Annotated in this window: 19 protein-coding genes; 12 read left to right on the forward strand and 7 right to left on the reverse strand. The window is 71.1% G+C overall.

Translation table 11 applies throughout. The features are described 5' to 3' along the window. Positions 1 to 25: 25 nt before the first annotated feature. On the reverse strand, positions 26 to 1078 hold the full coding sequence (locus tag OG985_RS11130; RefSeq protein WP_371668124.1) for a Gfo/Idh/MocA family protein: 1053 nt from the start codon (positions 1076 to 1078) through the stop codon (positions 26 to 28). A 23-nt stretch (positions 1079 to 1101) separates the two neighbouring features. Beyond that, positions 1102 to 2445: a sugar transferase gene (locus OG985_RS11135; protein WP_371668125.1), complete on the reverse strand. Its 1344-nt coding sequence runs from the start codon at positions 2443 to 2445 to the stop codon at positions 1102 to 1104. A 441-nt stretch (positions 2446 to 2886) separates the two neighbouring features. On the opposite strand from OG985_RS11135, the gene OG985_RS11140 reads away from it, so the two are divergent. The 3 genes from OG985_RS11140 to OG985_RS11150 are packed head-to-tail and all read left to right on the forward strand — an operon-like array spanning position 2887 to position 6078. Continuing rightward, positions 2887 to 3735: a glycosyltransferase family 2 protein gene (locus OG985_RS11140; RefSeq protein ID WP_371668126.1), complete on the forward strand. Its 849-nt coding sequence runs from the start codon at positions 2887 to 2889 to the stop codon at positions 3733 to 3735. A 25-nt stretch (positions 3736 to 3760) separates the two neighbouring features. After that, positions 3761 to 5032, forward strand: a complete 1272-nt coding sequence (locus OG985_RS11145) for an MFS transporter (protein WP_371668127.1) — start codon at positions 3761 to 3763, stop codon at positions 5030 to 5032. 23 nt (positions 5033 to 5055) lie between these two features. Further along, on the forward strand, positions 5056 to 6078 hold the full coding sequence (locus tag OG985_RS11150; RefSeq protein ID WP_371668128.1) for a TolB-like translocation protein: 1023 nt from the start codon (positions 5056 to 5058) through the stop codon (positions 6076 to 6078). Positions 6079 to 6307: 229 nt separating this feature from the next. Here OG985_RS11150 and OG985_RS11155 read toward each other — a convergent pair whose 3' ends face one another. Next, positions 6308 to 7762: an amino acid permease gene (locus tag OG985_RS11155; protein ID WP_371668129.1), complete on the reverse strand. Its 1455-nt coding sequence runs from the start codon at positions 7760 to 7762 to the stop codon at positions 6308 to 6310. A gap of 826 nt (positions 7763 to 8588) precedes the next feature. On the opposite strand from OG985_RS11155, the gene OG985_RS11160 reads away from it, so the two are divergent. Continuing rightward, positions 8589 to 9323, forward strand: a complete 735-nt coding sequence (locus tag OG985_RS11160; RefSeq protein ID WP_371668130.1) for a FadR/GntR family transcriptional regulator — start codon at positions 8589 to 8591, stop codon at positions 9321 to 9323. Between the two features lie 61 nt (positions 9324 to 9384). Further along, entirely contained in the window at positions 9385 to 10854 is a 1470-nt protein-coding gene (locus OG985_RS11165) for an APC family permease (protein ID WP_371668131.1), read from the forward strand. 112 nt (positions 10855 to 10966) lie between these two features. Here OG985_RS11165 and OG985_RS11170 read toward each other — a convergent pair whose 3' ends face one another. Further along, positions 10967 to 12118 (reverse strand): glutathione-independent formaldehyde dehydrogenase, encoded by a 1152-nt coding sequence (locus OG985_RS11170; protein ID WP_371668132.1) that lies wholly within the window; start codon positions 12116 to 12118, stop codon positions 10967 to 10969. 389 nt (positions 12119 to 12507) lie between these two features. On the opposite strand from OG985_RS11170, the gene OG985_RS11175 reads away from it, so the two are divergent. The 3 genes from OG985_RS11175 to OG985_RS11185 are packed head-to-tail and all read left to right on the forward strand — an operon-like array spanning position 12508 to position 14692. Then, positions 12508 to 13575: a Rieske 2Fe-2S domain-containing protein gene (locus OG985_RS11175; RefSeq protein WP_371668133.1), complete on the forward strand. Its 1068-nt coding sequence runs from the start codon at positions 12508 to 12510 to the stop codon at positions 13573 to 13575. Continuing rightward, positions 13572 to 13760 (forward strand): hypothetical protein, encoded by a 189-nt coding sequence (locus tag OG985_RS11180; RefSeq protein ID WP_371668134.1) that lies wholly within the window; start codon positions 13572 to 13574, stop codon positions 13758 to 13760. Before OG985_RS11175 ends, OG985_RS11180 begins: the two co-directional genes overlap by 4 nt. Continuing rightward, complete coding sequence (locus OG985_RS11185; RefSeq protein ID WP_371668135.1) at positions 13757 to 14692, forward strand: 2Fe-2S iron-sulfur cluster-binding protein; 936 nt, start codon at positions 13757 to 13759, stop codon at positions 14690 to 14692. The genes OG985_RS11180 and OG985_RS11185 overlap by 4 nt, the downstream gene beginning before the upstream one ends. Here the strand turns inward: OG985_RS11185 and OG985_RS11190 are convergent. Further along, positions 14643 to 15458: an IclR family transcriptional regulator C-terminal domain-containing protein gene (locus OG985_RS11190; RefSeq protein ID WP_371668136.1), complete on the reverse strand. Its 816-nt coding sequence runs from the start codon at positions 15456 to 15458 to the stop codon at positions 14643 to 14645. The two genes, OG985_RS11185 and OG985_RS11190, sit on opposite strands and share 50 nt — an antisense overlap. A gap of 152 nt (positions 15459 to 15610) precedes the next feature. Here OG985_RS11190 and OG985_RS11195 point away from each other — a divergent pair, with 152 nt between their 5' ends. Genes OG985_RS11195 through OG985_RS11210 form a run of 4 tightly spaced genes read left to right on the forward strand, consistent with a single transcriptional unit; the run spans position 15611 to position 18932 of the window. Beyond that, positions 15611 to 16582: an ABC transporter substrate-binding protein gene (locus OG985_RS11195; RefSeq protein WP_371668137.1), complete on the forward strand. Its 972-nt coding sequence runs from the start codon at positions 15611 to 15613 to the stop codon at positions 16580 to 16582. Continuing rightward, positions 16579 to 17352 carry an ABC transporter permease gene (locus OG985_RS11200; RefSeq protein ID WP_371668138.1) on the forward strand — a complete coding sequence of 258 codons (774 nt, stop codon included), beginning with the start codon at positions 16579 to 16581 and terminating at the stop codon, positions 17350 to 17352. The genes OG985_RS11195 and OG985_RS11200 overlap by 4 nt, the downstream gene beginning before the upstream one ends. Beyond that, positions 17349 to 18125 (forward strand): ABC transporter permease, encoded by a 777-nt coding sequence (locus tag OG985_RS11205; protein ID WP_371668139.1) that lies wholly within the window; start codon positions 17349 to 17351, stop codon positions 18123 to 18125. The genes OG985_RS11200 and OG985_RS11205 overlap by 4 nt, the downstream gene beginning before the upstream one ends. A gap of 24 nt (positions 18126 to 18149) precedes the next feature. Next, on the forward strand, positions 18150 to 18932 hold the full coding sequence (locus OG985_RS11210; protein WP_371668140.1) for an ABC transporter ATP-binding protein: 783 nt from the start codon (positions 18150 to 18152) through the stop codon (positions 18930 to 18932). Here the strand turns inward: OG985_RS11210 and OG985_RS11215 are convergent. Beyond that, the gene (locus OG985_RS11215) at positions 18929 to 21097 is read right to left on the reverse strand and encodes a discoidin domain-containing protein (protein WP_371668141.1); all 2169 of its coding nucleotides are present in this window, start codon (positions 21095 to 21097) and stop codon (positions 18929 to 18931) included. The genes OG985_RS11210 and OG985_RS11215 overlap by 4 nt on opposite strands. 111 nt (positions 21098 to 21208) lie before the next feature. Beyond that, on the reverse strand, positions 21209 to 22798 hold the full coding sequence (locus OG985_RS11220; RefSeq protein ID WP_371668142.1) for a glycoside hydrolase family 13 protein: 1590 nt from the start codon (positions 22796 to 22798) through the stop codon (positions 21209 to 21211). Between the last annotated feature and the right edge of the window lie 6 nt (positions 22799 to 22804).

Genomic DNA, 22804 nt, shown 5'->3' on the forward strand with positions numbered 1-22804 from the left:
GCTGCCCTCTCAGTGAAATCAACCGTCAACGCCCGGCACGAAGGCCGACGACCGCGCCCCGGAACTCCAGACTCCGGGACGCCGCCTCAAGAATGTCCAGCACCCGCAGGCCCGCCCGGCCGTCGGTCAGCGGCGCCCGGCGCTCGTTGACCGCGTCGGCGAACTCGTCGACCATGCTGCGCAGCGCTTCCTTCTCGCCGATGGCCGGCGCGACCATGTCTCCGGAGCGGTAGGAGATGAGCATGTCCCGGCGCTCGTCCGCGCCGATCTCCTGCGGCGCCGCGAGGTCCACGCCCCGGTCGAAGATCGCCACGCGCTGGGCGGGGTTGAGGTCGTCCCACACCAGGGTGCGTTTGGCGCCGCCCACCATGGTGGTCCGCACCTTGGTCGGCGACAGCCAGTTGACGTGCACGTGGGCGATGGCCCCCGTGTTGAGCTGGAGCGTCAGATAGGCGACGCAGGCCTGTCCCGCGCCGATCGGGTCGGCCCCGTGAGCGGCGACGGCGACCGGCTCGACGTTGTCGGGGAGGATGAAGTCCAGGATCGACAGGTCGTGCGGGGCCAGGTCCCACATGACGTCGATGTCCTTCTGGACGAGCCCGAGATTGATCCGGACCGAGTCGACGAAGTGGATCTCGCCGAGTTCGCCGGAGCGGACCAGGTCCCGGATGCGGCCCACGGCGGGTGTGTAGCAGTAGGTGTGGTCGCACATCAGGGTGAGCCCGCGCTCCTCCGCCTCGGTCACCAGGCGCATCCCGTCTGCGTACGTCGCCGCGAGCGGCTTCTCCACGAGGACGTGCTTGCCGGCGCGCAGGGCGGCCAGGGCGATGTCGAGGTGGGTTCCGGCGGGCGTGGCGACGGCGACGGCGGCGACCGACGGGTCGGCGAGGACGGCCGCGTAGTCCGAGGTGGCCTGGACCGTCGAGTAGCCGCCGAGGACCCGCTCGGCCCGGTCCACGTCGAGGTCGCACAGCCAGCGCAGCCGGAACTGCGGGCTGGCCTGGAAGTTGCGTACGAGGTTGGGGCCCCAGTAGCCGGCCCCGACGACCGCGACCCCCAACGGCTCCGTCTGCGTCACTGTGTTCCTCTCCCCTTGGTCCATCAGTAGGCCCCCGTTCCGCGCACCACTGCCGACGCGGTGCGCAGCAGGATGGACACGTCGAGGCTCGTGGACCAGTTGTCCACGTATCCGAGATCGAGCCTGACCGCCTCTTCCCAGGGCAGGTCGGAGCGTCCGCTGACCTGCCACAGCCCGGTCAGTCCGGGCTTCACCAGCAGTCGGCGGTTGACCTCCGCCGTGTACTCCTCCACCTCCTCGGGCAGCGGGGGGCGGGGGCCGACGAGCGACATGTGGCCGCTGATCACGTTGATCAGCTGCGGCAGTTCGTCGAGCGAGGAGCGGCGCAGCATCGAGCCGACCCGGGTGATCCGCGGGTCCTGCTTCACCTTGAACAGCAGGCCGTCGCTGTTCTGGTTGAGGTGTGCCAGTTCCGCCCGGAGAACCTCCGAGTCCTGCCGCATGGTGCGGAACTTCAGCATGGTGAAGTGGTCGCCGTAACGGCCCACCCGCTGCTGCCGGAACAGCGCCGGGCCGGAGCTGTCCATCCGGACGACCAGGGCGACCAGCAGCATGGGCAGCGCCAGGAGCACCAGGAACGCGGCCGCGAGCGACCGGTCCAGCAGTTCCTTGGGCAGCCGGGAGATCCGGGAGAGGTTCGGCGCCTCGATCCGTACCAGCGGCACCCCGTTGGCGGGCCGTACCGTCAGGCGGGAGGCGGACACGTCGGACAGCACGGGGGCGAACAAAAAGTCGACGCCCTGCGCGGCCGCCGTCCAGGACATGCGGCGCAGGACGGAGGCGTCGAACTCGGGCGCGGGCAGCGCCACCACGGTGCTGACGCCCAGGGCCCGGACGACGTCGTTCATGGTGTCGACGCCACCGAGGACGGGCAGCCCCAGCTTGCGGATCTCCGCCGCGTTTCCCGGATCGCTCAGGCACACGCCGGCGACGTGCAGTTCGTGTCCGCCGCCGCGCCGCAGGACGGCGACCAGGTCCACGACGCCGCGCGACGGTCCGACCAGGAGGGTCGCGCTCCGGTCCCTGCCCCGTGCCCATCGTCGGTGCAGTCGGCGGCGGAGCGCGTACCGGACCGGCAGGGCGATCGCGGTCGCGGGCACTGCGGCCATGGTCATGTCATGAAGGAGGCCCAGGTCGTGCGTGAAGAACCAGTACGCGCCCGCGGCCAGCGCCGGCAGCGCGACGGCACCGCGCAGCACCCGCCGGTACTCCTCGGAACCCAGGCCGAGGGCGCTGCGGTCGTAGGAGCGGTGGGCGAGCATGACCGCGATCCACGTCGGAGGCAGCACCAGGGCCACCGCCCAGCGGCCGTACGCCGCATGGACCGCGAAGGCCGCGGCGACAGCCGCGAGGCTGTCGGCGACCAACAGGACTATCCGGTACTTCTGTTCCCAGCGTCTTCGGCGAGCTTCTGGACTTCTGCGTTCCACATCCAGTAGCTCATGCGTGACCTCAATGGTCATGCGCCCCCCACCACATGCGCGGTTACCCCTGACAGAACAAAACCGGGCAAACGGCCATGAAAAGTCCGTGACCCGGAGGCTGCATCAGTGCCGTTGAGCCCTCCACACAGCGGCACTTGGAACGACGGAGCTTCAGCGGTTCCCCAACCGCCGCACGCTCTCCGCATGCTGGCTACTGCCTGTTCCGCATCCGCCTTCGCACGCTGTCAATTGGCGTACGGACAAGGACACGTTCCCCACCCAAACCGGGTCTGGCGGTCATCAATCTAGACCACTGAACGCAGTCACGGGAACACTTGGACGAAACACACCTCGCAAGGGTGACAGTGGCGGCATACTGCCCAGGTGACGAGCATTGTGATCCCGGCGCACAACGAGGCGCGAGTCATCGGCCGGCTTCTCGATTCGCTACTGGCGGGCTCCTCCGAGGACGACACCGACATCGTGGTCGTATGCAACGGCTGCACGGACGACACCGCCCGGACCGCGGCCGCCCGTGGCCCGCGCGTCCGGGTGGTCGAGATCCCCGTCCCCTCCAAACACGCCGCCCTGCGCGCGGGTGACGATCACGCGCGCGGCTTCCCCCGCCTCTACGTGGACGCCGACGTCGTGCTCGCGGGCGCCGACGTACGGGCGTTGACCGAGCCGCTGAACGACGACGGCTCCGGCGTTCTCGCCACCGCCCCGGAACGGCAGATCCCGCTGGCCGACTGCGCATGGCGGGTGCGCGCCTACTACCAGGTGTGGCAGCGCCTGCCCGCCGTACGGGAGGGGCTGTTCGGCCGGGGGGTCATCGCGGTGTCCGAGGCGGGGCACGCCCGGATCGCCGTGCTGCCGCCGCTGATGGCGGACGATCTGGCGGCTTCCCTGGCGTTCGCCCCCGGGGAGCGGCTCGTGGTCGGCGCGGCCCGGGTCGTGGTCCACCCGCCGCGCACCTGGCCGGACTTGATCAGACGGCGGATCCGGGCCGCGGTGTCCACCGCCCAGGTCGAACGGCACCAGGGACCGGAAGACGCCTCGGCGCGCACGAGCAAGGCGGATCTCACCGCCCTGCTCCGCAGGGAGCCGAGGCTGTTCACGGCTGTCGTAGTCTTCGTCGCGGCGGCGGTCGTCGCCAGGCGAAAGGCCAGGAAGGCCGTCCGGACACAGGACTTCGGCACCTGGCTACGGGACGAGAGCAGTCGGCAGAACTGATCGCACCGCACTGGAGTACTTGATCATGTACCTCACCGACCGCTCCACGCCCCAGGCGGCGGACACCGAGCAGGGCCGAAGACGCGGCCCGGGGTCCAAGGTCGCCCCGGTCGTCCACGTGCTGGGCACGGTCAGCCTGATCACCGACATCTCCTCGGAGATGGTCACCGCCGTCCTGCCGCTCTACTTCGTCACCACACTCGGCTTCAGCCCGCTGGGATTCGGCGCCCTCGACGGCGTCTACAACGGCGTCAGCGCACTGGTCCAGCTCACCGGCGGCCACCTCGCCGACCGGGTGCGCAACCACAAGTTGATGGCCGGACTCGGCTACGGCCTGTCCGCGCTGTGCAAGCCCCTGCTCCTGCTCGCGAGCAGCATCGGCACGCTCGGCACCGTCCTCGCCCTGGAACGGACCGGCAAGGGCCTGCGCACCGCCCCGCGGGACGCGATGATCTCCCTGTCCACGCCGTCCGAGAAGCAGGGCCGGGCCTTCGGTGTGCACCGGGCGATGGACACCACCGGCGCGATGCTCGGCCCGCTGGCGGCCTTCTTCATCCTGCGGGCGGCGACCGACGGCTACGACGCCGTGTTCGGCGTGAGCGCCTGCGTCGCCGCGCTCGGCGTCCTCGTGCTGGTGCTGTTCGTACCCGGCCGACGGCAGGACGCGCGGCAGGACGAAGCGGGCGCGGCGGACGCCAGACCGCCGGTCCGCGTACGCGAGGCACTGGACCTGCTGCGGCTGCCGCGGCTGCGGGCGCTCGCCGGCTGCGCCGCGCTGCTCGGCCTGACCACCGTCAGCGACGCCTTCGTCTACCTGCTGCTGCAACGGCGCGCCGGCATCGGCGAGCAGTGGTTCCCGCTGCTGCCGCTGGGCACCGCCGCGGTGTTCCTGCTGCTGGCCGTGCCGGTCGGCGCGCTGGCCGACCGGGTCGGACGGCACGTCGTCTTCCTCGCCGGGCACGTGGCCCTGCTCGTCGGCTACGCCCTCCTGCTGTGGGCCCCGGCCACGCCGGTGCTGCCCTGTGTCGTACTCGCCCTGCACGGCGTGTTCTACGCGGCCACCGACGGCGTACTCCCGGCCGCCCTCGCCGACATCGTGCCCGCGCAGCTGCGCGCCAGCGGCCTGGCCATCGTCGGCACCAGCCAGGCGCTCGCCCGGTTCTGCTGCTCGCTCGCCTTCGGCGCCGCCTGGACCGTGTGGGGAGACGGCCCGGCGCTGGCCGGCTCGGCGGTCGGCCTGCTGTGCTGCGCCATGGTCGCGGGCACGGTGCTACGGCCGGCCGGCGAAACCCGATGACCACCACAGCCCAGAGGAACCACATGCCACCACTGCGCCGCCGCCTGCTCATACTCGTCACGGCGGTCCTGCTCCTCGCGGGCCTGGGCACCGCCGTGGTGCTGCACGCCGCCAACCGGGCCGACCGGGCGAACCGGCCTCAAGCCGGCGGCCCCGCAGTCGACACGGGCAGGTTGACGCTCGACCGCAAGGGCCGCCTGACGTTCGTCAACGCGGCCGCGGGCCCGCACCGCACCGCGGTCGCGTCGGTCCCGTCCACCGACCCCGGGGGCGGGCGGACCGCCTCGGACCTGAAGTGCGCGCGCTTCTACGCGGCGGCCGGCACGGGCGTCTGCCTGCAGTCCGTGCCCGGCGTCCTCAAGCAGAGCAACCGTGCCCTGCTGCTGGACGCCGGCCTCCGCACCAAGCGGACCTTCCCGCTCGCGGGCACCCCCAGCCGGGCCCGGGTCTCACCCAGCGGCCGCTTCGCCGCCTGGACCGTCTTCGTCTCCGGCGAGTCCTACTCCTCCGCGTTCTTCTCCACCCGGACCTCGATCCTGGACACCCGCACCATGCGGCTGACGCCGAGCCTGGAGACGTTCTCCGTCGTCCTGGACGGCAAGCCGTACCACGCCTCGGACATCAACTTCTGGGGCGTCACCTTCGCCTCCGACGACGACACCTTCTACGCCACCCTCAACACCGCCAACCGCACCTACCTGGTCCGCGGTTCCCTCGCCCGGCGTACGGTCACCACGCTGGTGGAGAACGTGGAGTGCCCCTCCCTCTCCCCCGACGGGACCCGGGTCGCCTTCAAGAAGCGGGTCCTGTCCCGCACCTCCCTCTGGCACGAGTACGTCCTGGACCTGAGCACGCTCAAGGAGACGGCGCTCGCCGAGCGCCACAGCGTCGACGACCAGGCCACCTGGCTCGACGACGACACCGTCGCCTACGCCCTCCCCACCGAGGGCAAGGTCGGCAGCAGCGACCTGTGGAGCGTGCCCGCGGACGGTACGGGCACCCCCCGCCTGCTGATCGCGAGTGCTTCGTCACCGGCGCCCCTGTAGACCCGGAACGGGGTCCCCGTTCGACGGGGCGGCGTCGGGCCGAGTGGGCGGTGCGCGAACGGGTCCGCCGTCACGAGGCGGGCGACGATCGCGCCGGCTCGGTTCACGTCCCGCGGCGGACCACCCTCGCGGGACCTGTCGGCCCCGCGTGGCGGGTGCGCCGAAGCCGGTGACGCGAGGGGAAGCCGCGTCACCGGCGGGCAGCAGCGGCCGTGTCCGGCCCCGGCGCCTACGAGGAGATGGTCGCCTTCTGCCGGGCCTTGCGTGGCAGCCGCTCGCGGACCAGCGCGAAGACCACCACGCCCCCGGCCACCAGGGTGGACAGGACGACCTGGTCCCGGCCGCCGCCGGAGGCGGTGTCGGTGAGCATGTAGCCGAGCACGAACACGATCAGGGCGATGGTGGCCCAGGTCAGGTACGGGAAGAGCCACATGCGCACGACGAGTTTCTCCGGTGACTCCGCCTGGATGATCCGGCGCATCCGCAGCTGCGAGAAGCAGATGACCAGCCAGACGAACAGGGCGATGGCACCGGAGGAGTTGAGAAGGAACAGGAAGACGGTGTCGGGCCAGACGTAGTTGAAGAACACCGCGACGAAGCCGAAGACGACCGAGGCGAGGATCGCGGTCTGCGGCACGCCCCGGCGCTCGGTGCGGCCGAAGGCGGCGGGGGCGTCACCGCGGCGGCCGAGGGAGAAGGCCATGCGGGAGGCGGTGTAGAGGCCGGAGTTCAGGCAGGACAGCACCGAGGTGAGGACGACGAAGTTCATGACCTCCCCGGCGTGCGCGATGCCCAGGGAGTTCAGGGCGGCGACGTAGGAGCCGTCCTCGGTGATGGCCGGGGAGTTCCAGGGCAGCAGGGCCAGCACGACGAAGATCGAGCCGAGGTAGAACACGCCGATCCGCCAGATGACGCTGTTGGTGGCCTTGGCGACGGCGCGCTGGGGGTCCGCGGACTCCCCGGCCGCCAGCGTGACGATCTCGCTGCCCATGAAGGAGAAGACCACCATCAGCACGCCGGTGAGGATCTTGCCGGGCCCGTTGGGCAGGAAGCCGCCGTGCGCGGTGAGGTTGGACAGCCCGGCGGTGTCGCTGTGGGCACCCGGCAGTATGCCGAAGACCGCCAGGAGGCCGACCGCGATGAACGCGGTGATCGCGACGACCTTGATCCCGGCGAACCAGAACTCGAACTCGCCGTAGGAGGCGACCGAGGCGAGGTTGGAGACGGTCAGCACGAGCATCACGATCAGGGCCCAGCCCCACTGCGGCACGGCCGGGATCCAGCCTTCCAGGATCTTCGCGCCGGCGGTGGCCTCGACGGCGAGCACCACGACCCAGAAGAACCAGTACAGCCAGCCGATGGAGAAGCCGGCCCAGCGGCCGAGCGCGCGGTCGGCGTAGGCGGAGAAGGAACCGGAGGTCGGGTTCGCGGCGGCCATCTCGCCGAGCATCCGCATCACGAGCACGACCAGGGCGCCCACGAGGGCGTACGACACGAGGATGCCGGGCCCCGCGGCGGCGATGCCGGAGCCGGAGCCGACGAAGAGGCCCGCGCCGATGACACCGCCGATCGCGATCATCGACAGGTGACGGTTCTTCAGCCCGGCCTGCAGGCCGGATCCTTCCGGGGCGCTTTCGGTGGGGGTCACCGTGTCGGGGGCGGGAAGAGGGGGACGTGTTGTCATCGCGACATCCAGGGAGCTGGCGGGGACAAGGGACGGTTCCGGCGGGATCGGGCGGGGGTGCCGCCTGGATTCCGCCGGGCAGGGCGTGCGGGGTGCCCGGTCAGGGGTGGGGCGGTGGGGAGGTGTGCGGGGTGGCAGGTCGCAGGTGGCGATCACGGTCGGGGGAAGGGCATGGTGGACCGCGGCCGCCGGGACCGGTGTCTGCCGCGTCGGTCGCCCCGGTGACGCTCAGGAAAATAGTTCACGACGATCGAAAAAAACAAGGGGTCCCGCCGCCCCCTCATGGCCTGCGCGCCCCGTCGGCCCGGGGCCCCCGCACCTCCCGGACACCCCCTCGCCCCCCGCCGACACACCCCGGCGCGATGTCCGGCGTCGTACGAATCCGCAGGTCAGGGCAGTGTCGGCCGGATCGCGGACCCGACCGTCCGCGCCGGCTCCGGGACCGGTCGCAGCGGGGTCTTGTTTAACTGTTCACCTTGCTCTAATTTTTCCTGCATCGCGGCCCGCCACTCCCGTGGCGACACCCTTGCCGGGTCGTGGCCCGGCGATCGAGGCCCGATCCGACGACCTCCTCCGACGATCCCCACACCCTTGGAGCCCTCATGCACCACACCGTGGCGTCGTCGCGGGAACCACCGCCGGCCCCTCCCCCTTGCCGGGTCGGACGCCGGGACGCCGACGCGGGACGCCGGCCGGCGTGAGACCGACCCCGCGACCCGGGTTCGGGTCCGGCCGGCCAGGGGCAGGTGCGGGGCCCCGAGCGGGCGCGCCGGCCCCCGGCCGTCGCGGACCGCGACCGCGGTCAGCAGGCCGTTAGGGTGGCGTCGTGGTGAATGCAGCGGGCAAGTTCGGGCCGTACAACCAGCCCGGCCCGGCCCGGACGACGTCGGTCACCGGAGTGGGACATGCCCGCGCCCTGCCCGGCGGGGGCCAGAGCGGATCCGACCTCGTCCGGTCGAGGATCGCCCTGCGGGTACGCCTGCGCTCCGTGCGGCCGGGGGACCGGCTCCCGGACGCGGGGGTCCTCGCCGAGGAACTGGGGATCGGCGAGATCACCGTCCGACGCGCCCTGGAGGGTATGTGCCAGGACGGCCTGCTCGACCGCCGGCGCGGACGGGCGGGCGGAACCTTCGTCGCGCAGGAGTGGGACACCGTCGTCGCCGTGATGCACGACGCCGAGGAGGCGGCTGCACTGGACGCCTTCCATCTGCTGCTCGAATGCGGCCTCGTGGCGCACGGTTCGGGAGAGGTTCCGGCCGAGCGGCTGGAGGGGCTTCGGGCGCTGGTCGAGGAGATGGAACGGGCCGACGTCCCGGCCCACCTGGCCGAGCTGGAGGCCCGCTTCCACCTGGACCTCGCGGAAACGCTCGGCGGTGCCGGAATGCGCGAGTTCGCCGCCGACCTGCTCGGCCGGCTGTGCCTGCTGCTGCCCGCACCGCACCCCGACGTGGTCCGTGCACAGAACCACTGCCATGCCGAACTCCTCGCCGAACTGGGGCGGGGCGCGACCGATCCGGCGGTGCAGGCGGTGAAGGCACACCAGCGTTTCCGGCACCGCTGACGCCCGGCCCGGCCGTCGAGGATCCGCACCCACCACGCCCCACGCACAAGGAGTCGCCGTCATGCCCGACCCCGGAGCCGGCCCGCTGTCCCCGCCGGGGCCCGCCGACGGCGCGCCACAGCGGCTGCGCGGCGGCGTCCTCGGCATGGCGGACATCGCCGCCGCCACGATGGCCAACGTCGGCCCGGCCATGAGCTTCTTCTTCGGTTTCGCCTTCCTGTCCACCACCGCGGGCGTGGCGTCACCCCTGACCATCGTCGCCGCGGGCATCGCGGTCGCACTGCTCGGCAACACGCTCGCGGAGTTCTCCCGGGCGCACCCGTCGGCGGGCAGCTTCACCACCTTCGTGGGCAAGACCTTCGGACCGGTCAGCGCGGTGACCACCGCACTGCTGGCGGGGCTGGGCTACATCATCGCGATGGCCTCCGTCATCGCGATCTCCGGCGGGTTCGTGCAGATCACCCTGTACCACTACACCGGTGTGGACCTGCCGTGGATCATCTGGACACTGCTGCTGACGGGGCTGGCCGTGGGGTTGATGCTGCGCGGGGTGGTGGTCTCCACCAAGTGGGCCGGCTACTTCTTCGGCGTGGAGATGCTGGTACTGGCCGTCGTCTCGGTCGCGGCGCTCGTGGAACACCGCGGCGGCCTCTCCCTCGATCCGTTCCTGCCCAGCCACCTCAGCCACGGCTTCAGGGGACTGGCGGCGGGCTTTCCGCTGGCGGTGTACCTGTTCGTCGGCTGGGAGAACTCGGCCGCGCTCGCCGAGGAGACGGAGAACCCGCGGCGCAACGTCGGCCGCGCGGTGTTCTCCTCCATCGCGATCATGACGGTGAGCTACGTGGTCTTCGCCTACGCCACGGCGACCGGCTTCGACTACGACGTGAGCAGACTCGGGGCCTCCCCCATCCCCTTCGTCGAGGTGGCCCACCACACCCTCGGCGCGCTGGCGTTCCTCACCTACCTGGGTGGCCTGACGTCGACGCTCGGTGTGCTGATCGCCGGCATCAACTCCCAGGCCCGCCTGGTGTTCAACGCCGGACGAGAGGGACTGCTCCCCTCCTTCTTCGGCTACGTACACCCCATCCGCCGCACACCGAACAACGCGATCATCGCCTTCGCCGCCACCGCGCTGCTGATCATCGGCGGCTGGGGCCTGGGCCACCTGCTGGGATCCGCCGGCGGCTCGATGAACCCGGTGGTCTTCTTCACCGAGTCCTCGACCCTCGGCACCATCCTGATCCTGCTGGTCTACCTCGCCTCCAACATCGCCCTGCCGCTGTACTACCGCAGGTACCGGCCGCAGGAGTTCCGGGTGGTCCGGCACCTCGTGCTGCCCGCGCTCGGCACCCTGGCCATCCTGGTTCCGCTGTACTACCTCGCCAAGCCGGGCCAGCCCGCACCGTACAACTGGTTTCCCTACGCGGCGCTGGCCGCCCTGCTCGCCGCCGTCGGCTACGCGGCCCTTCTGGTCCGCCGCGACCCGACCCTGGCCGAACGCGTCGGCTCCGTCGTCGCCGACGCGGACTGAACCGCCGCTCCGATCACCGCGGTGAACCTGGACCGAGCACCCACCGCGAGACGCCCTCACGCTCGGCGCCCGGCCTGACGGCGGCCGGGCACCGAGCCTTCCTCTTCCGCTCCTACGCGGCGAGCGCGTGCGCGGGATGCAGTACGACCTTGGTGTAGCCCTCGATCCGCTGGTCGAACTTCTCGTACGCGATCGGGGCCTGGTCCAGTGGCAGTTCGTGGGAGACCACGAAGCTGGGCCGGGCGCGCCCCGCGATGATCAGGTCACGCAGCTGACGGTTGTACTGCTTCACGTTGCACTGCCCGGTGCCCATCCGCTGGCCCTTCTCGAACATCCGGCCGATGGAGACCAACAGTTGGCCGTGCTTGGCGTGCTCGTCGGGTCCGCCCGGGTCGGAGGGCACGTACAGGCCCGGTATGCCCAGCATGCCGGTCGGCCGCACCGTCTCGACGAGTGTGTTGAGGACGACGGCGGGTTCCTCATGGCTCGCGTCGTGCGCCTGGGCCTGGTAGCCGACGGCGTCGACACCCTTGTCGGTTCCCTCACCTCCGGTCTGTTCCTTGATCTGTTCGGCCGGGTCGCCCTGGGTGAAGTCGATCGGGACGACCCCGATCTCCTCGGCCTTGGCGAGCCGCTCGGGCACCCGGTCCACGGAGAACACCTTCGACGCACCGCGCAGCATCGCGGAGTACGCGGCCATCAGCCCGACCGGGCCGGCGCCGAAGACGGCCACGCTCTCTCCGGGGGTCACCTGAGCGAGCTCGCAGCCGTGATAGCCGGTCGGGAAGATGTCGGCCAGCAGCACGAAGTCCGTCTCGAACTCGGTGCCCGGCGGCAGCTTCAGGCAGTTGAAATCGGCGAAGGGCACCCGTAGCAGCTCCGCCTGCCCGCCCGTGTACGGACCCATGGCGACATAGCCGTACGCTCCGCCCGCGAAGCCCGGATTGACCGTCAGGCAGAAGCCGGTCTTCCCGGCGAGGCAGTTCTTGCAGAACCCGCAGGCGACATTGAACGGCATGACGACACGGTCACCCTTGGACAGCGAGACCACACCGGTACCGACCTCCTCGACGATGCCGAGGTTCTCGTGTCCGAAGACGATGCCCGACTCGGCCGCCGTGCGGCCCTCGTACATGTGCAGGTCGGATCCGCATATCGCGGTTGATGTGACGCGTACCAGCACGTCGTTCGGGTGCTGGATCCGCGGATCGTCGACGTCCCTCACAGCGACGCTGAAGGGCTTCTCATAGACAACGGCTTTCACCTGGATCACCTCCGCGTCGAACGCCGGGTGCCGACGACGGACCGTCCCTGCCGGGGCCCTCGCCGGGAGAACAGGTCGCGAGGTGGAGCCCCTCGTCCCGCGTCGTAGCCGCTGGCGTTCTGGTTACACCGCTGGATACGTCCAGAAAACGCCCGTACGGCACGCGATGCAACCCCCTGCGGTCGAGCGGATCCGGTGCGGCCGTGCTCATGCGGAGACCGCCTCCGCCCTCGTCCGTGGCCTGGGCCGCATGCGGCGGCCGAGCCCGGGGTCCGGCAAGTCCTTCCGTCTGGCAGAAGCCGCCTTGCGCGGCGGTCGCGGCCATCAGGACCCTGAGGCGACCACGGCACGCGGGGCGACGGCGCCCCGCACTCAGGGACGGGAACGCCATGCCTCACACCACCGCCTTCGCCAGGAACCAGTGGTACGTCGCCGCCTACAGTCACGAGGTCGGGCGCGAGGAACTGCTCGGCCGGACGATCCTCGGGGAGCCGCTCGTCTTCTACCGGACCGAGGAGGACGGGACGCCCGTCGTGCTGCACGACCGCTGTGTGCACCGCCGCTTCCCGCTGTCGGAGAGCCGGCTCGACGGTGACCGGATCGTCTGCGGGTACCACGGGTTCACCTACGACACGACCGGCACCTGCGTGTACGTGCCGGGGCAGAAACGCGTGCCGCGCACCGCGCGCGTCGCCTCCTACCCGGTCGTCGAGCAGGACTCCCTGATCTGGGTGTGGATCGGCGACCCGGGGCTCGCGGACGCGCAGGGCATCCCGCGGGCCCGGCACCTCGACTCCCCCGGCTGGACCACGGTCCGCGGCATGGAACCGATCGACGCCGACTACGGGCTGCTGGTCGACAACCTCCTGGACCTGTCCCACGAGACGTATCTGCACGGCGGCTACATCGGCACCCCCGAGGTCGCCGAGACGCCGATCACCACCGAGGTCGACGAGGGCGCGGGGATCGTCCGGGTGAGCCGGCACATGGACGACGCCGAGTGCCCGCCGTTCTACGCCCGTTCCACCGGCATCCAGGGCCGCATCACCCGCTGGCAGGACATCGAGTACCACGCGCCCTGCCTGTATCTGCTGCACAGCAGGATCGCGCCGGTCGGCGTGCTGCCCGACGCGGACGGCAGCGACCCGAACGGCTTCCACACCGAGATCACCTACGCGATCACACCGTCCGGCGACGGCAGCGTGTACGACTTCTGGATGGTCTCGCGCGACTGGGCGACCGACGACGAGGAGGTCACCGAGTTCCTGCGGGGCAACAACCACACCGTCGTCATGCAGGACGTCGACGCGCTCAACCTGCTCCAGCGCACGCTGGGTTCGGAGCGCTCCGGCTACCAGGAGCTGAGCATCAACATCGACACCGGCGGCCTGGCCGCCCGCCGTATCCTCGCCCGGCTGGTGGAGGAGGGCGACAAGCCGGTGGAGAAGGTCCTGTGAGCATCGGTCCCACCGGCGAGATCTACCGCGTCGACTGGCTGCCGGGCACCGACGTCCTGCACGGCACCTGTCACTGCGGCGCCGAGCACACCGCGCAGGACCCGGTCGAGATGTGGGAGTGGATGCTCGGCCATCCCGAAGGACACCGGCCGCCAGGGCCCGAGTCGCGAGGTGACGGTTCATGACCGGGTACGAAGCCGAACTCGTCGTGGAGCGGCGGGAGTCGGCGGCCGACGGCGTCCTCGCCCTGACCCTGCGTCACCCGCTCGGCGTGGATCTGCCGGCCTGGGAGCCGGGCGCCCACGTCGACGTCGTGCTCGGTCCCGGACTCGAGCGGCAGTACTCGCTGTGCGGCGACCCGGCCGACCGGTCCGGGTGGCGGATCGGAGTGCTGCGGGAGCCGGACGGGCGCGGTGGATCCGCCTATGTGCACGAGCGGTTGGGGGCGGGCGACACGGTCCGGGTGCGCGGGCCGCGCAACCACTTCCGGCTGGAGCCCGCCCCGCGCTACCGGTTCGTCGTCGGCGGCATCGGCATCACCCCGGTCCTGCCGATGCTGGCCGCGGCCGAGGCGGCGGGCGCGGAGTGGACGTTGCTGTACGGCGGCCGCACCCGCGCGTCCATGGCGTTCACAGCGGAGCTGGAGCGGTACGGGGACCGCGTGACGATCGCTCCGCAGGACGAGACGGGACTGCTGGACCTGGCGTCGGTGCTGGACGGGCTGCCGGCCGGCACTCTCGTCTACTCCTGCGGGCCCGGACCGCTGCTGGACGCGGTGGAGCGGGGGTGCCCGTCCGGGGTGCTGCGTGTGGAGCGGTTCCAGCCGAAGGAGCGGGAGGCGGGCGCCGACACCGAGTTCGAGGTCGTCCTGGAGCGCAGCCGTCGCACACTCACCGTCGCCCCGGACGTCTCCGTGCTCGACACCGTGCGCGCCGCCGGCGTGGAGGTGCTGTTCTCGTGCACCGAGGGGACCTGCGGCACCTGTGAGACCGACGTCCTCGAAGGCGCCCCGGACCACCGGGACTCGGTGCTCTCGGACGAGGAGCGGGAGGCCGGCGAGACCATGCTCATCTGCGTGTCCCGGTGCCGGGGGAAGCGGCTCGTGCTGGACCTGTGACCCGGAGGTCGGCCTCGATCCGGGCCACCGCGGCCAGCAGGGGCGGCAGCAGGTCACGGTGTACGGACTCCACCGAGGTGCGGCCGGCGTGCACGGCGATGTTCACTCCGGCCACCACCTCGCCGCCCGGCCCCCGGACCGGGGCGGCCACCGACCGCAGCCCCTCCTCGAGTTCCTGGTCGACGAGGGCGTACCCCTGTCGTCGTACGCGGCCGAGTTCCGCGCGCAGCGCCTCCGCCGTGACGAGTGTGCGCGCGGTCAGCGGGCGCAACTCGGCCCGGGCGAGCCGGACTTCGAGTTCCTCCTCCGGCAGGTCGGCGAGCATCACCCGGCCGACGGAGGTGACGTGCCCCGGGAACCGGGTGCCGACCGTGATCGTCGCGGACATGATGCGCCGGGTGGGCACCCGGGCGACGTACACGATGTCGTCGCCGTCCAGGACGCACAGCGACGACGACTCCCGTACCTCCGCGACGAGTTGCTCCAGGTGCGGCTGGGCCAGCTGAGGCAGCGTCAGGCCGACGAGGTAGGCGTAGCCGAGTTCCAGCACGCGCGGGGTGAGCCGGAAGAGGCGGCCGTCGCTGTGCACGTATCCGAGGTCGGCGAGGGTCAGCAGCAGGCGCCGGGCGGCCGCCCGGGTCAGGTCGCACGCACGGGCCACCTCACTGAGCGTGCGCGCGGGGTGCTCGGCGTCGAAGGAGCGGATGACCGCGAGGCCACGCTCGAAGGACCGGACGAAATACGGTGCGCGGGCCGCGGTGGACATCGGCGACGCCTCCAGACTGTCAACAATTTCGTCAGCCAAACCCATTGACCCGGCCGGACGGCCGGTTCTACGTTCCCCGCACACCAATTGAGCACTACTGTGCGGTGTGCGCACAGCCTGTCGGAACACCGATGTCTGCACAGGAGGAGCCCATGCGTCGTCTGCTCGCCGGTCTCGCGGCCGGATCCTTCCTGCTCACCACGGCGGCCTGCGGCTCGTCCGGCGACTCCGGTTCGTCGGACAAGGACGCGTCGTCCGGCGGCACCACCACGGTCAAGCTGGGACTCATCCCCATCGTCGACGTGGCACCGGTCTATCTCGGCGTGAAACAGGGCTTCTACGCCGAGCGCGGCCTCGAGCTCACCATCACGACGGCTCAGGGCGGCGCGGCGATCGTGCCCGGTGTCACCAGCGGCCAGTTCCAGTTCGGGTTCTCCAACATGACCTCGCTGATGGTCGCGCAGTCCAACGGCGTGCCCGTGCGGGCCATCGCCAACGGCATCGCCTCGACCGGCTTACAGGGCAAGGACTTCGGCGCGATCACCGTCAAGAAGGACAGCCCGATCAAGTCGGCGAGGGAACTCGAGGGCAAGAAGGTCGCCATCAACACCCTGAAGAACATCAACGAGAGCGCGGTGCGCGAGTCGGTGCGCAAGGCCGGCGGCGACCCGGACAAGGTGACGTTCGTGGAACTCGCCTTCGACCAGATGCCGGCCGCGCTCGACGGCGGCCAGATCGACGCCGCCATGGTGGTCGAGCCCGCCCTCGCCACCGTCAAGAGCCAGGGCGGCGTCGAGATCGCCTCACCCCTGGTCGATGTCGCGCCGCATCTCACCGTGGCCATGTACTTCACCTCGACGCGGTACCAGCAGCAGCACCCGGACGTGGTGAAGAAGTTCCAGGAGGCCACCGCGGAGTCCCTCGCCTACGCGGACGCCCACCCCGACGAGGTCCGGCAGGTCGTCACGACGTACACGAAGATCCCGGCGGCGGTGCTGGCGAAGGTGACCCTGCCGAAGTGGCCGGCCGACGCCGACCGCGCGTCCATCGAGGCGCTGGAGAAGCTGGGCGAGCAGGACGGTCTGTTCAAGCAGACCCCGGACCTGGACCAGCTGCTGCCGTGAAGGGCCTGAACACCGCACTCGGTGCGGCCGGACTCGCGGCCTTCCTCGCCCTGGGCGAGGCGGTGCCGCGGCTCGGCCTGGTCAAGGAGGCCTACTTCCCGCCCACCAGCCGGATCGCCGGCGCGCTCGGCGACGAACTCGCCGACGAGGCCTTCTGGACGGCGCTCGGCGACACGCTCACCGGCTGGGCGCTCGGGCTGACGATCGCGGCCTGCGCGGGAGTCGTCGTGGGCGTCCTCCTCGCGGTCGTCCCCCATCTCCGCGAGGCCACCGCGTCCACGATTGAGTTCCTGCGCCCCATCCCGTCGGTCGCGCTGATCCCGCTGGCGGTGCTGCTGTACGGCACCGAACTGCGCTCGGTGCTCCTGCTGGTCGTCTACGCCTCCTTCTGGCAGGTACTCATCCAGGTCCTGTACGGCGTGCGGGACGTCGACCCGGTCGCCGAGGAGACGGCGCGGTCCTACGGCCTCGGCCCCTGGGCGCGGGTCCGGCACGTGCTGTGGCCCACCGCGCTGCCGTACGTCATGACGGGCGTCCGGCTGGCCGCGGCCGTCGCCCTCATCCTCGCCATCACCGCCGAACTCGTCATCGGCGCACCGGGGTTGGGCTCGCGCATCGCGGTCGCCCAGACCTCGCAGGCGGTGCCGGACATGTACGCGCTGATCGTGGTCACCGGCCTGCTGGGCCTGCTGATCAACGTGGGAGCGCGGTCGGTGGAGCGGCGGGCGCTGGCCTGGCACCAGTCGGTGCGCGGGGAGGTGGCGGTGTGAGGCGCCTGCTGCTGCGGCCGGTGTACGTCCTCGCCCTGCCCGCGGTGCTCGTCCTGGTGTGGTGGCTGGCCTCCGACGGCAGCACCGACATCTACTGGCCGCCGCTGAGGACCATCCTCAGGACCTTCCCGGACGTCTGGACGGGTGAGCGGCTTCGCGCGGACGCGCTGCCCAGCGTGCTGAGGCTCGGAGCCGGATACGCGCTGGCCGCCGTGACGGGCGTCGCGCTCGGCACGGTCATCGGGTCCTACCGGCGGGTGCGGGCCGTGTGCGAGCCGGTCCTGGAGTTCCTGCGGGCGGTGCCGCCGCCCGTGCTGATCCCGGTCATCATGCTGTTCGCCGGCATCGGCGACACCATGAAGATCGTGGTGATCGCGAGCGGCTGCGTGTGGCCGGTCCTGCTCAACACGGTCGAGGGCGTACGGGCGGTGGACTCGGTGATGACCGAGACGGCCCGCTCCTACGGCATCACGGGCGCCGCACGGCTGCGGCACGTCGTGCTGCCGTCCGCGAGCCCGCAGATCTTCGCGGGCCTGCGCCAGGCACTGTCCATCGGCATCATCCTCATGGTCATCAGCGAGATGTTCGCCGCCAGCAACGGACTCGGCTTCACCATCGTGCAGTTCCAGCGCGGCTTCGCCATCCCCGACATGTGGACCGGCATCCTGCTCCTGGGTCTGCTCGGCTTCCTCCTGTCCGTCGTCTTCCAGCTGGTCGAACGACGGGTGCTCGGCTGGTACCACGGCCTGCGCGCATCCACCCGACGGTCCTGAGCGCAGCTCACGAAAGGGCGGCCCATGCTCGACGTACGCGGCCTGAAGAAGGTCTACGAGGGGTCCGGGCGGCGGGTGGAGGCGGTGCGCGACCTCACCTTCACCGTGGAGGCGGGCGAACTCGTCTGTCTCGTCGGCCCGTCGGGCTGCGGCAAGACCACCCTGCTGAAGTGCATGGGCGGACTCCTCACCCCCACGTCCGGCGAAGTGCTCCTGGAGGGGCGGAAGGTGACCGGGCCGCCACCCGGGATGGCGTTCGTCTTCCAGGAGTACGGCCGCAGTCTCTTCCCCTGGATGCGAGTCGGCGAGAACGTCGAACTCCCCCTGAGGCAGAAGGCGCTGGGAAAGGCGCGGCGCCGGGAGCTGGTCGCCGACGCCCTGGCCTCGGTGGGTCTCGCCGACGCCGCCGGGGCGTATCCCTGGCAGCTGTCGGGCGGGATGCAGCAGCGGGTCGCCATCGCCCGGGCACTGGCGTACGAGCCGCGGGTCCTGCTGATGGACGAGCCGTTCGCCGCGGTGGACGCGCAGACGCGTGCCGACCTGGAGGACCTCGTCCGGGGCCTGTGGCAGGAGCGCGGCATCACCATCCTGTTCGTCACCCACGACATCGACGAGGCGGTGTACCTCGGGGAGCGGGTGGTCGTCCTGTCCGCGTCCCCCACCGTCGTCCAGGAGCAGCTGAAGGTCGATCTGCCCCTGCGGCGCGATCAGTTGCACACCCGGGTGTCACCGCGCTTCGCCGAACTGCGCACGCATGTCTACGAGCAGATCCAGGCGGCGAAGCGCGGGACGTGGCCCGGCGGCTAGGACAGATACGCCTCCACCTCACTGAACTGGGCGGCGGGCCAGCCGGTGTTGGCGGTCACCTGGAGCCTGAGGTGGCGCAGGCCGGTGCCGCCGGGCAGGGTCACGGTCACCGTGTTGCCGGTGGCCGGGTCGAAGCGGTAGTCCTTCGAGGCGACCACCGTCGTGTAGCCGGAGCCGTCGGTGCTGCCCTGCACGGACAGGGTCTGGGTGCGCGCCTGCCAGGCGGACGACGGCGGAAGCCTCAGCACCAGCCGGCGCACGGCCTCGCTCGTACCCAGGTCGACCGTCCAGGACTGCGGGAAGGCGTTGTTGGCCGACTCCCAGTAGCTGTTCGCGTCGCCGTCGGCCGCCTTGCCGGGCGTGTAGACGTCCTGCGAACCGGTCGCCGTGGCCGGACGCCCCTTGGCGAGGTTGCGGCCCGGATCGGGGTCCGGGTTGCCCTGGCCGGGCTGCGGCCAGGTGGAGCAGTCCGACCAGGTGCTGTTCCAACCGGTGTTGCCCCCGCCGTCGGCGAGGGTGAAGGTGCCGGAGTTGGACGGGTAGGGGCAGTTGTAGATGCCTGCCGCGCCGACACCCGTGGCCCGGACGTCGGCGAACCGGGCCGAGCCCTGGGTCTCCGCCTGCACGACGACCGTCCCGGTGTTGCGCACGGTGGCTCCCCTCACCGTGACGTTGCCCGTCGGGTGACCGTGCCCGCCTCCCGACACGAACTCGAAGGCGCTGTAGGGGCTGTCGGTGATCGTCGTACCGGTGATGTCGACGGTGGCGTTGATGGCGCTGTCGTAGGAGTCGACGCGCAGTGCGCCCATGGGGTGGTTCCAGTTGGGGTTGAGCGCGCCGGTGCGCACCAGGGTGTTGCCGTCGACCGTGATCGTGCCGGCCAGCGGGGAGAAGGGGTCGAGGAACTTCTGGTTGGAGATCGCGATGCCGCTGCCGAGGGCGTTGGTGTCGGCGACCAGGTTGTTCCTGACGGCGATGTCGGTGCCGCCGTAGATCGCGATGCCGTTGGCGAGGTTGGGCTGCGTGATGGTGTTGTTCTCGAAGCTGCTGTCGGTGTTCGGCGCGTAGAGGGACCACATGGCGAGGGAGTCGTCTCCCTGGTTGCGCAGGAAGTTGCCCCGGACGCGGACCCCGCGCGCGTTGCCGTTGAGGTTGAGGCCGTCGGCGGTGGTGTCCAGGACGCGGTTGTTCTCGACGACCAGGTTGTCGTTGTTGCCCATCAGCCACAGGCCGACCTTGAGGTGCTGGAGCCACATGCCGGAGACGCTGGAGTTCGGGCCCAGCGACCCGTTGACGAAGTTGTCGGGGCTGGAGTCCACCCGCTCGGTCACCTCGCCGATCACCGCGAAGTCCTTGATGTGCACCGAACCGGCTGAGCTCGACTGGTCGATGAAGCGCGAGGCACGCACGACCGAGTACCAGCTGCCCGCGCCCTGGAGGGTCACGTTCTCCACGCCGCCGAGCGAGGCCGTCAGCCGGAAGTCGCCCGGCGGGATCCAGACCACTCCCCCTCGCGCGGCGGAGATCGCGTCCCGGAAGGCCTGCGTGGAGTCACCCCCGCCGCTGGGGTCGGCGCCCTTGTCGGTGACGGAGACCGCTCCGGCGGGCTTGGCGGCCGGTGCGGCGACCTGCTCGAAGTCGGCCACGTCGACGGTGACCTGGACGCCCGCCGCCTCGACGGCGACCTTGTCCCCCGGCTGGACGTTCTGCCCGAGCAACAGCCTGGTGTTGTCGTAGAAGTGGTGGGTCTTCGCTCCGGGGATCCAACTGGTGTCGATGTAGGAGTACTTCGAGGTGACGGCGAGCGTTCTCGCGAGCTTCTGCCCGTTGACGTAGACGTTCAGTGCGCCCGACTGGCCGTCGGGGACGCTGTAGGCGACGTTCACGGCGTTGGCCGCGCGCGGCACGGTGAACTCCACGCGCTGCCCGGACGCCAGACGCACCGCCTGCCGGCCGGAGGCCTCGGAGGCGAGGGTGCCCTGGGTGTGATCCGGGCCGATCTTCGTGCCGCCCGTCGGGCCGGCCTCGGCTTCGACCGAGGTGAAGGGGAGGGTGGCGCCCGCGGCCGCGTGGGCGGCGGGGGCGGTGGCGGCCGTGAGGAGGCCGGCGGCGAGGGCGGTCGCGACGGCCGAGGGCAGGGCAACCGACCTTACGGTTGCTGTCATGCTCCTGACAGTCGGATCGATCACGCCTCGGGAGGTCCTGGTTCTGCGCATGTGCTGATCCCTTCAGGGGTGGGGGTTGCGGGGGACAGCGGGAACAACGTGGGCGCGGTCTCAGGCGAGCAGCCAGACCGCCGTGTCCTTCGGCAGCCGTCCGGTGGTGTCCAGCGGACCGCTGCCGAGGAGGAGTCGGGTGTGGGCGGGCAGGTCGACGGGGGCGTCGGCGAGGTTCACCACACAGGTCACGCCCTCCGCGCGGGCGAAGGCGAGGACGCCGTCCGGGGCGGGCAGCCAGGTGAGGGGGGCGCTGCCGAAGGCCGGGCGGAGGCGGATCGCCTCGCGGTAGAGGGTGAGCATGGAGTCGGGGGCGTTCTGCTGCCGGTCGACTGCATACGATGTCCAGCCGACCGGCTGCGGCAGCCACGGCTCCTCCCGCGAACCGAAGCCGGCGAACGGCGCCTCCGCCGCCCAGGGCAACGGCACCCGGCAGCCGTCGCGGCCGGGATCGGTGCCGCCGGACCGGAGGTACATCGGATCTTGTATGCGGTCGACGGGGATGTCGGCCTCGGGCAGGCCGAGTTCCTCGCCCTGGTACACGTAGACAGCGCCCGGCAGGGCCAGCGACAGCAGGGCGGCCGCGCGTGCGCGCCGGGTGCCGAGGGCCAGGTCGGTCGGGGTGCCGAAGGCCTTCGTGGCGAAGTCGAAGCCGGTGTCGGCGCGGCCGTAGCGGGTGACCGTGCGCGTGACGTCGTGGTTGCACAGCACCCAGGTGGCGGGGGCGCCGACGGGAGCGTGTTCGGCGAGTGTCTCGTCGATCGACGTGCGCAGGCTCGCCGCGTCCCAGGGGCAGGTCATGAAGGAGAAGTTGAAGGCGGTGTGGAGTTCGTCGGGGCGCAGGTAGCGGGCGAAGCGCTCGGTGTCGGGCAGCCAGACCTCACCGACGAAGACGGCGCCGTACTCGTCGGCGATCGCCCGCCAGGCCCGGTAGACGGCGTGGAGTTCGTCCCGGTCGACGTACGGGTGCGGGTCGCGGCCCTCGACGAAGTCCGGCAGGCGGGGGTCCTTCGCCAGGAGGGCGGCCGAGTCGATGCGGACGCCGGCGACGCCCCGCTCGAACCAGAAGCGCAGGATGTCCTCGTGCTCCCGGCGGACGGCCGGCTCGGCCCAGTTCAGGTCCGGCTGTTCGGGGGCGAAGAGATGGAGGTACCAGTCGCCGTCGCCCACCCGGGTCCAGGCCGGGCCGCCGAACTGGGACTGCCAGTCGTTGGGCGGGAGTTCGCCGTGCCGGCCGCGTCCCGGACGAAAGTGGAACAGGGCCCGCTCGGGGCCGCCGGCGAGGGCGGCACGGAACCAGGGGTGCTGGTCGGAGACATGGTTGGGCACGATGTCGATGATCGTGCGGATGCCGAGCCCGGTCGCCTCGGCGATCAGTTTCTCGGCCTCGGCTAGGGTGCCGAAGGCGGGGTCGATCGCACGGTAGTCGGCGACGTCGTAGCCGCCGTCCCTCATCGGCGACAGGTACCAGGGGTTGAACCACAGGGCGTCCACGCCGAGTCGGGCGAGGTAGGGCAGCCGGGCGCGGACCCCCGGCAGGTCGCCGGTGCCGTCGCCGTCGCCGTCGGCGAAGCTGCGGACGTACACCTGGTAGATGACGGCGGAGCGCCACCAGTCCTGGTCCTTCCGGGCATGACTGGGCTGTCCCACGGGGCC

The sequence above is a fragment of the Streptomyces sp. NBC_00289 genome (assembly GCF_041435115.1).
Taxonomy (GTDB): Bacteria; Actinomycetota; Actinomycetes; order Streptomycetales; family Streptomycetaceae; genus Streptomyces.

Excerpts from the sequence above, each read along its gene's own strand:
- OG985_RS11145 (WP_371668127.1), top strand. The coding sequence starts at position 3,761 with ATGTACCTCACCGACCGCTCCACGCCCCAGGCGGCGGACACCGAGCAG.
- OG985_RS11150 (WP_371668128.1), top strand. The coding sequence starts at position 5,056 with ATGCCACCACTGCGCCGCCGCCTGCTCATACTCGTCACGGCGGTCCTG.
- OG985_RS11155 (WP_371668129.1), bottom strand. The coding sequence starts at position 7,762 with ATGACAACACGTCCCCCTCTTCCCGCCCCCGACACGGTGACCCCCACC.
- OG985_RS11165 (WP_371668131.1), top strand. The coding sequence starts at position 9,385 with ATGCCCGACCCCGGAGCCGGCCCGCTGTCCCCGCCGGGGCCCGCCGAC.
- OG985_RS11175 (WP_371668133.1), top strand. The coding sequence starts at position 12,508 with ATGCCTCACACCACCGCCTTCGCCAGGAACCAGTGGTACGTCGCCGCC.
- OG985_RS11185 (WP_371668135.1), top strand. The coding sequence starts at position 13,757 with ATGACCGGGTACGAAGCCGAACTCGTCGTGGAGCGGCGGGAGTCGGCG.
- OG985_RS11190 (WP_371668136.1), bottom strand. The coding sequence starts at position 15,458 with ATGTCCACCGCGGCCCGCGCACCGTATTTCGTCCGGTCCTTCGAGCGT.
- OG985_RS11195 (WP_371668137.1), top strand. The coding sequence starts at position 15,611 with ATGCGTCGTCTGCTCGCCGGTCTCGCGGCCGGATCCTTCCTGCTCACC.
- OG985_RS11210 (WP_371668140.1), top strand. The coding sequence starts at position 18,150 with ATGCTCGACGTACGCGGCCTGAAGAAGGTCTACGAGGGGTCCGGGCGG.
- OG985_RS11215 (WP_371668141.1), bottom strand. The coding sequence starts at position 21,097 with ATGACAGCAACCGTAAGGTCGGTTGCCCTGCCCTCGGCCGTCGCGACC.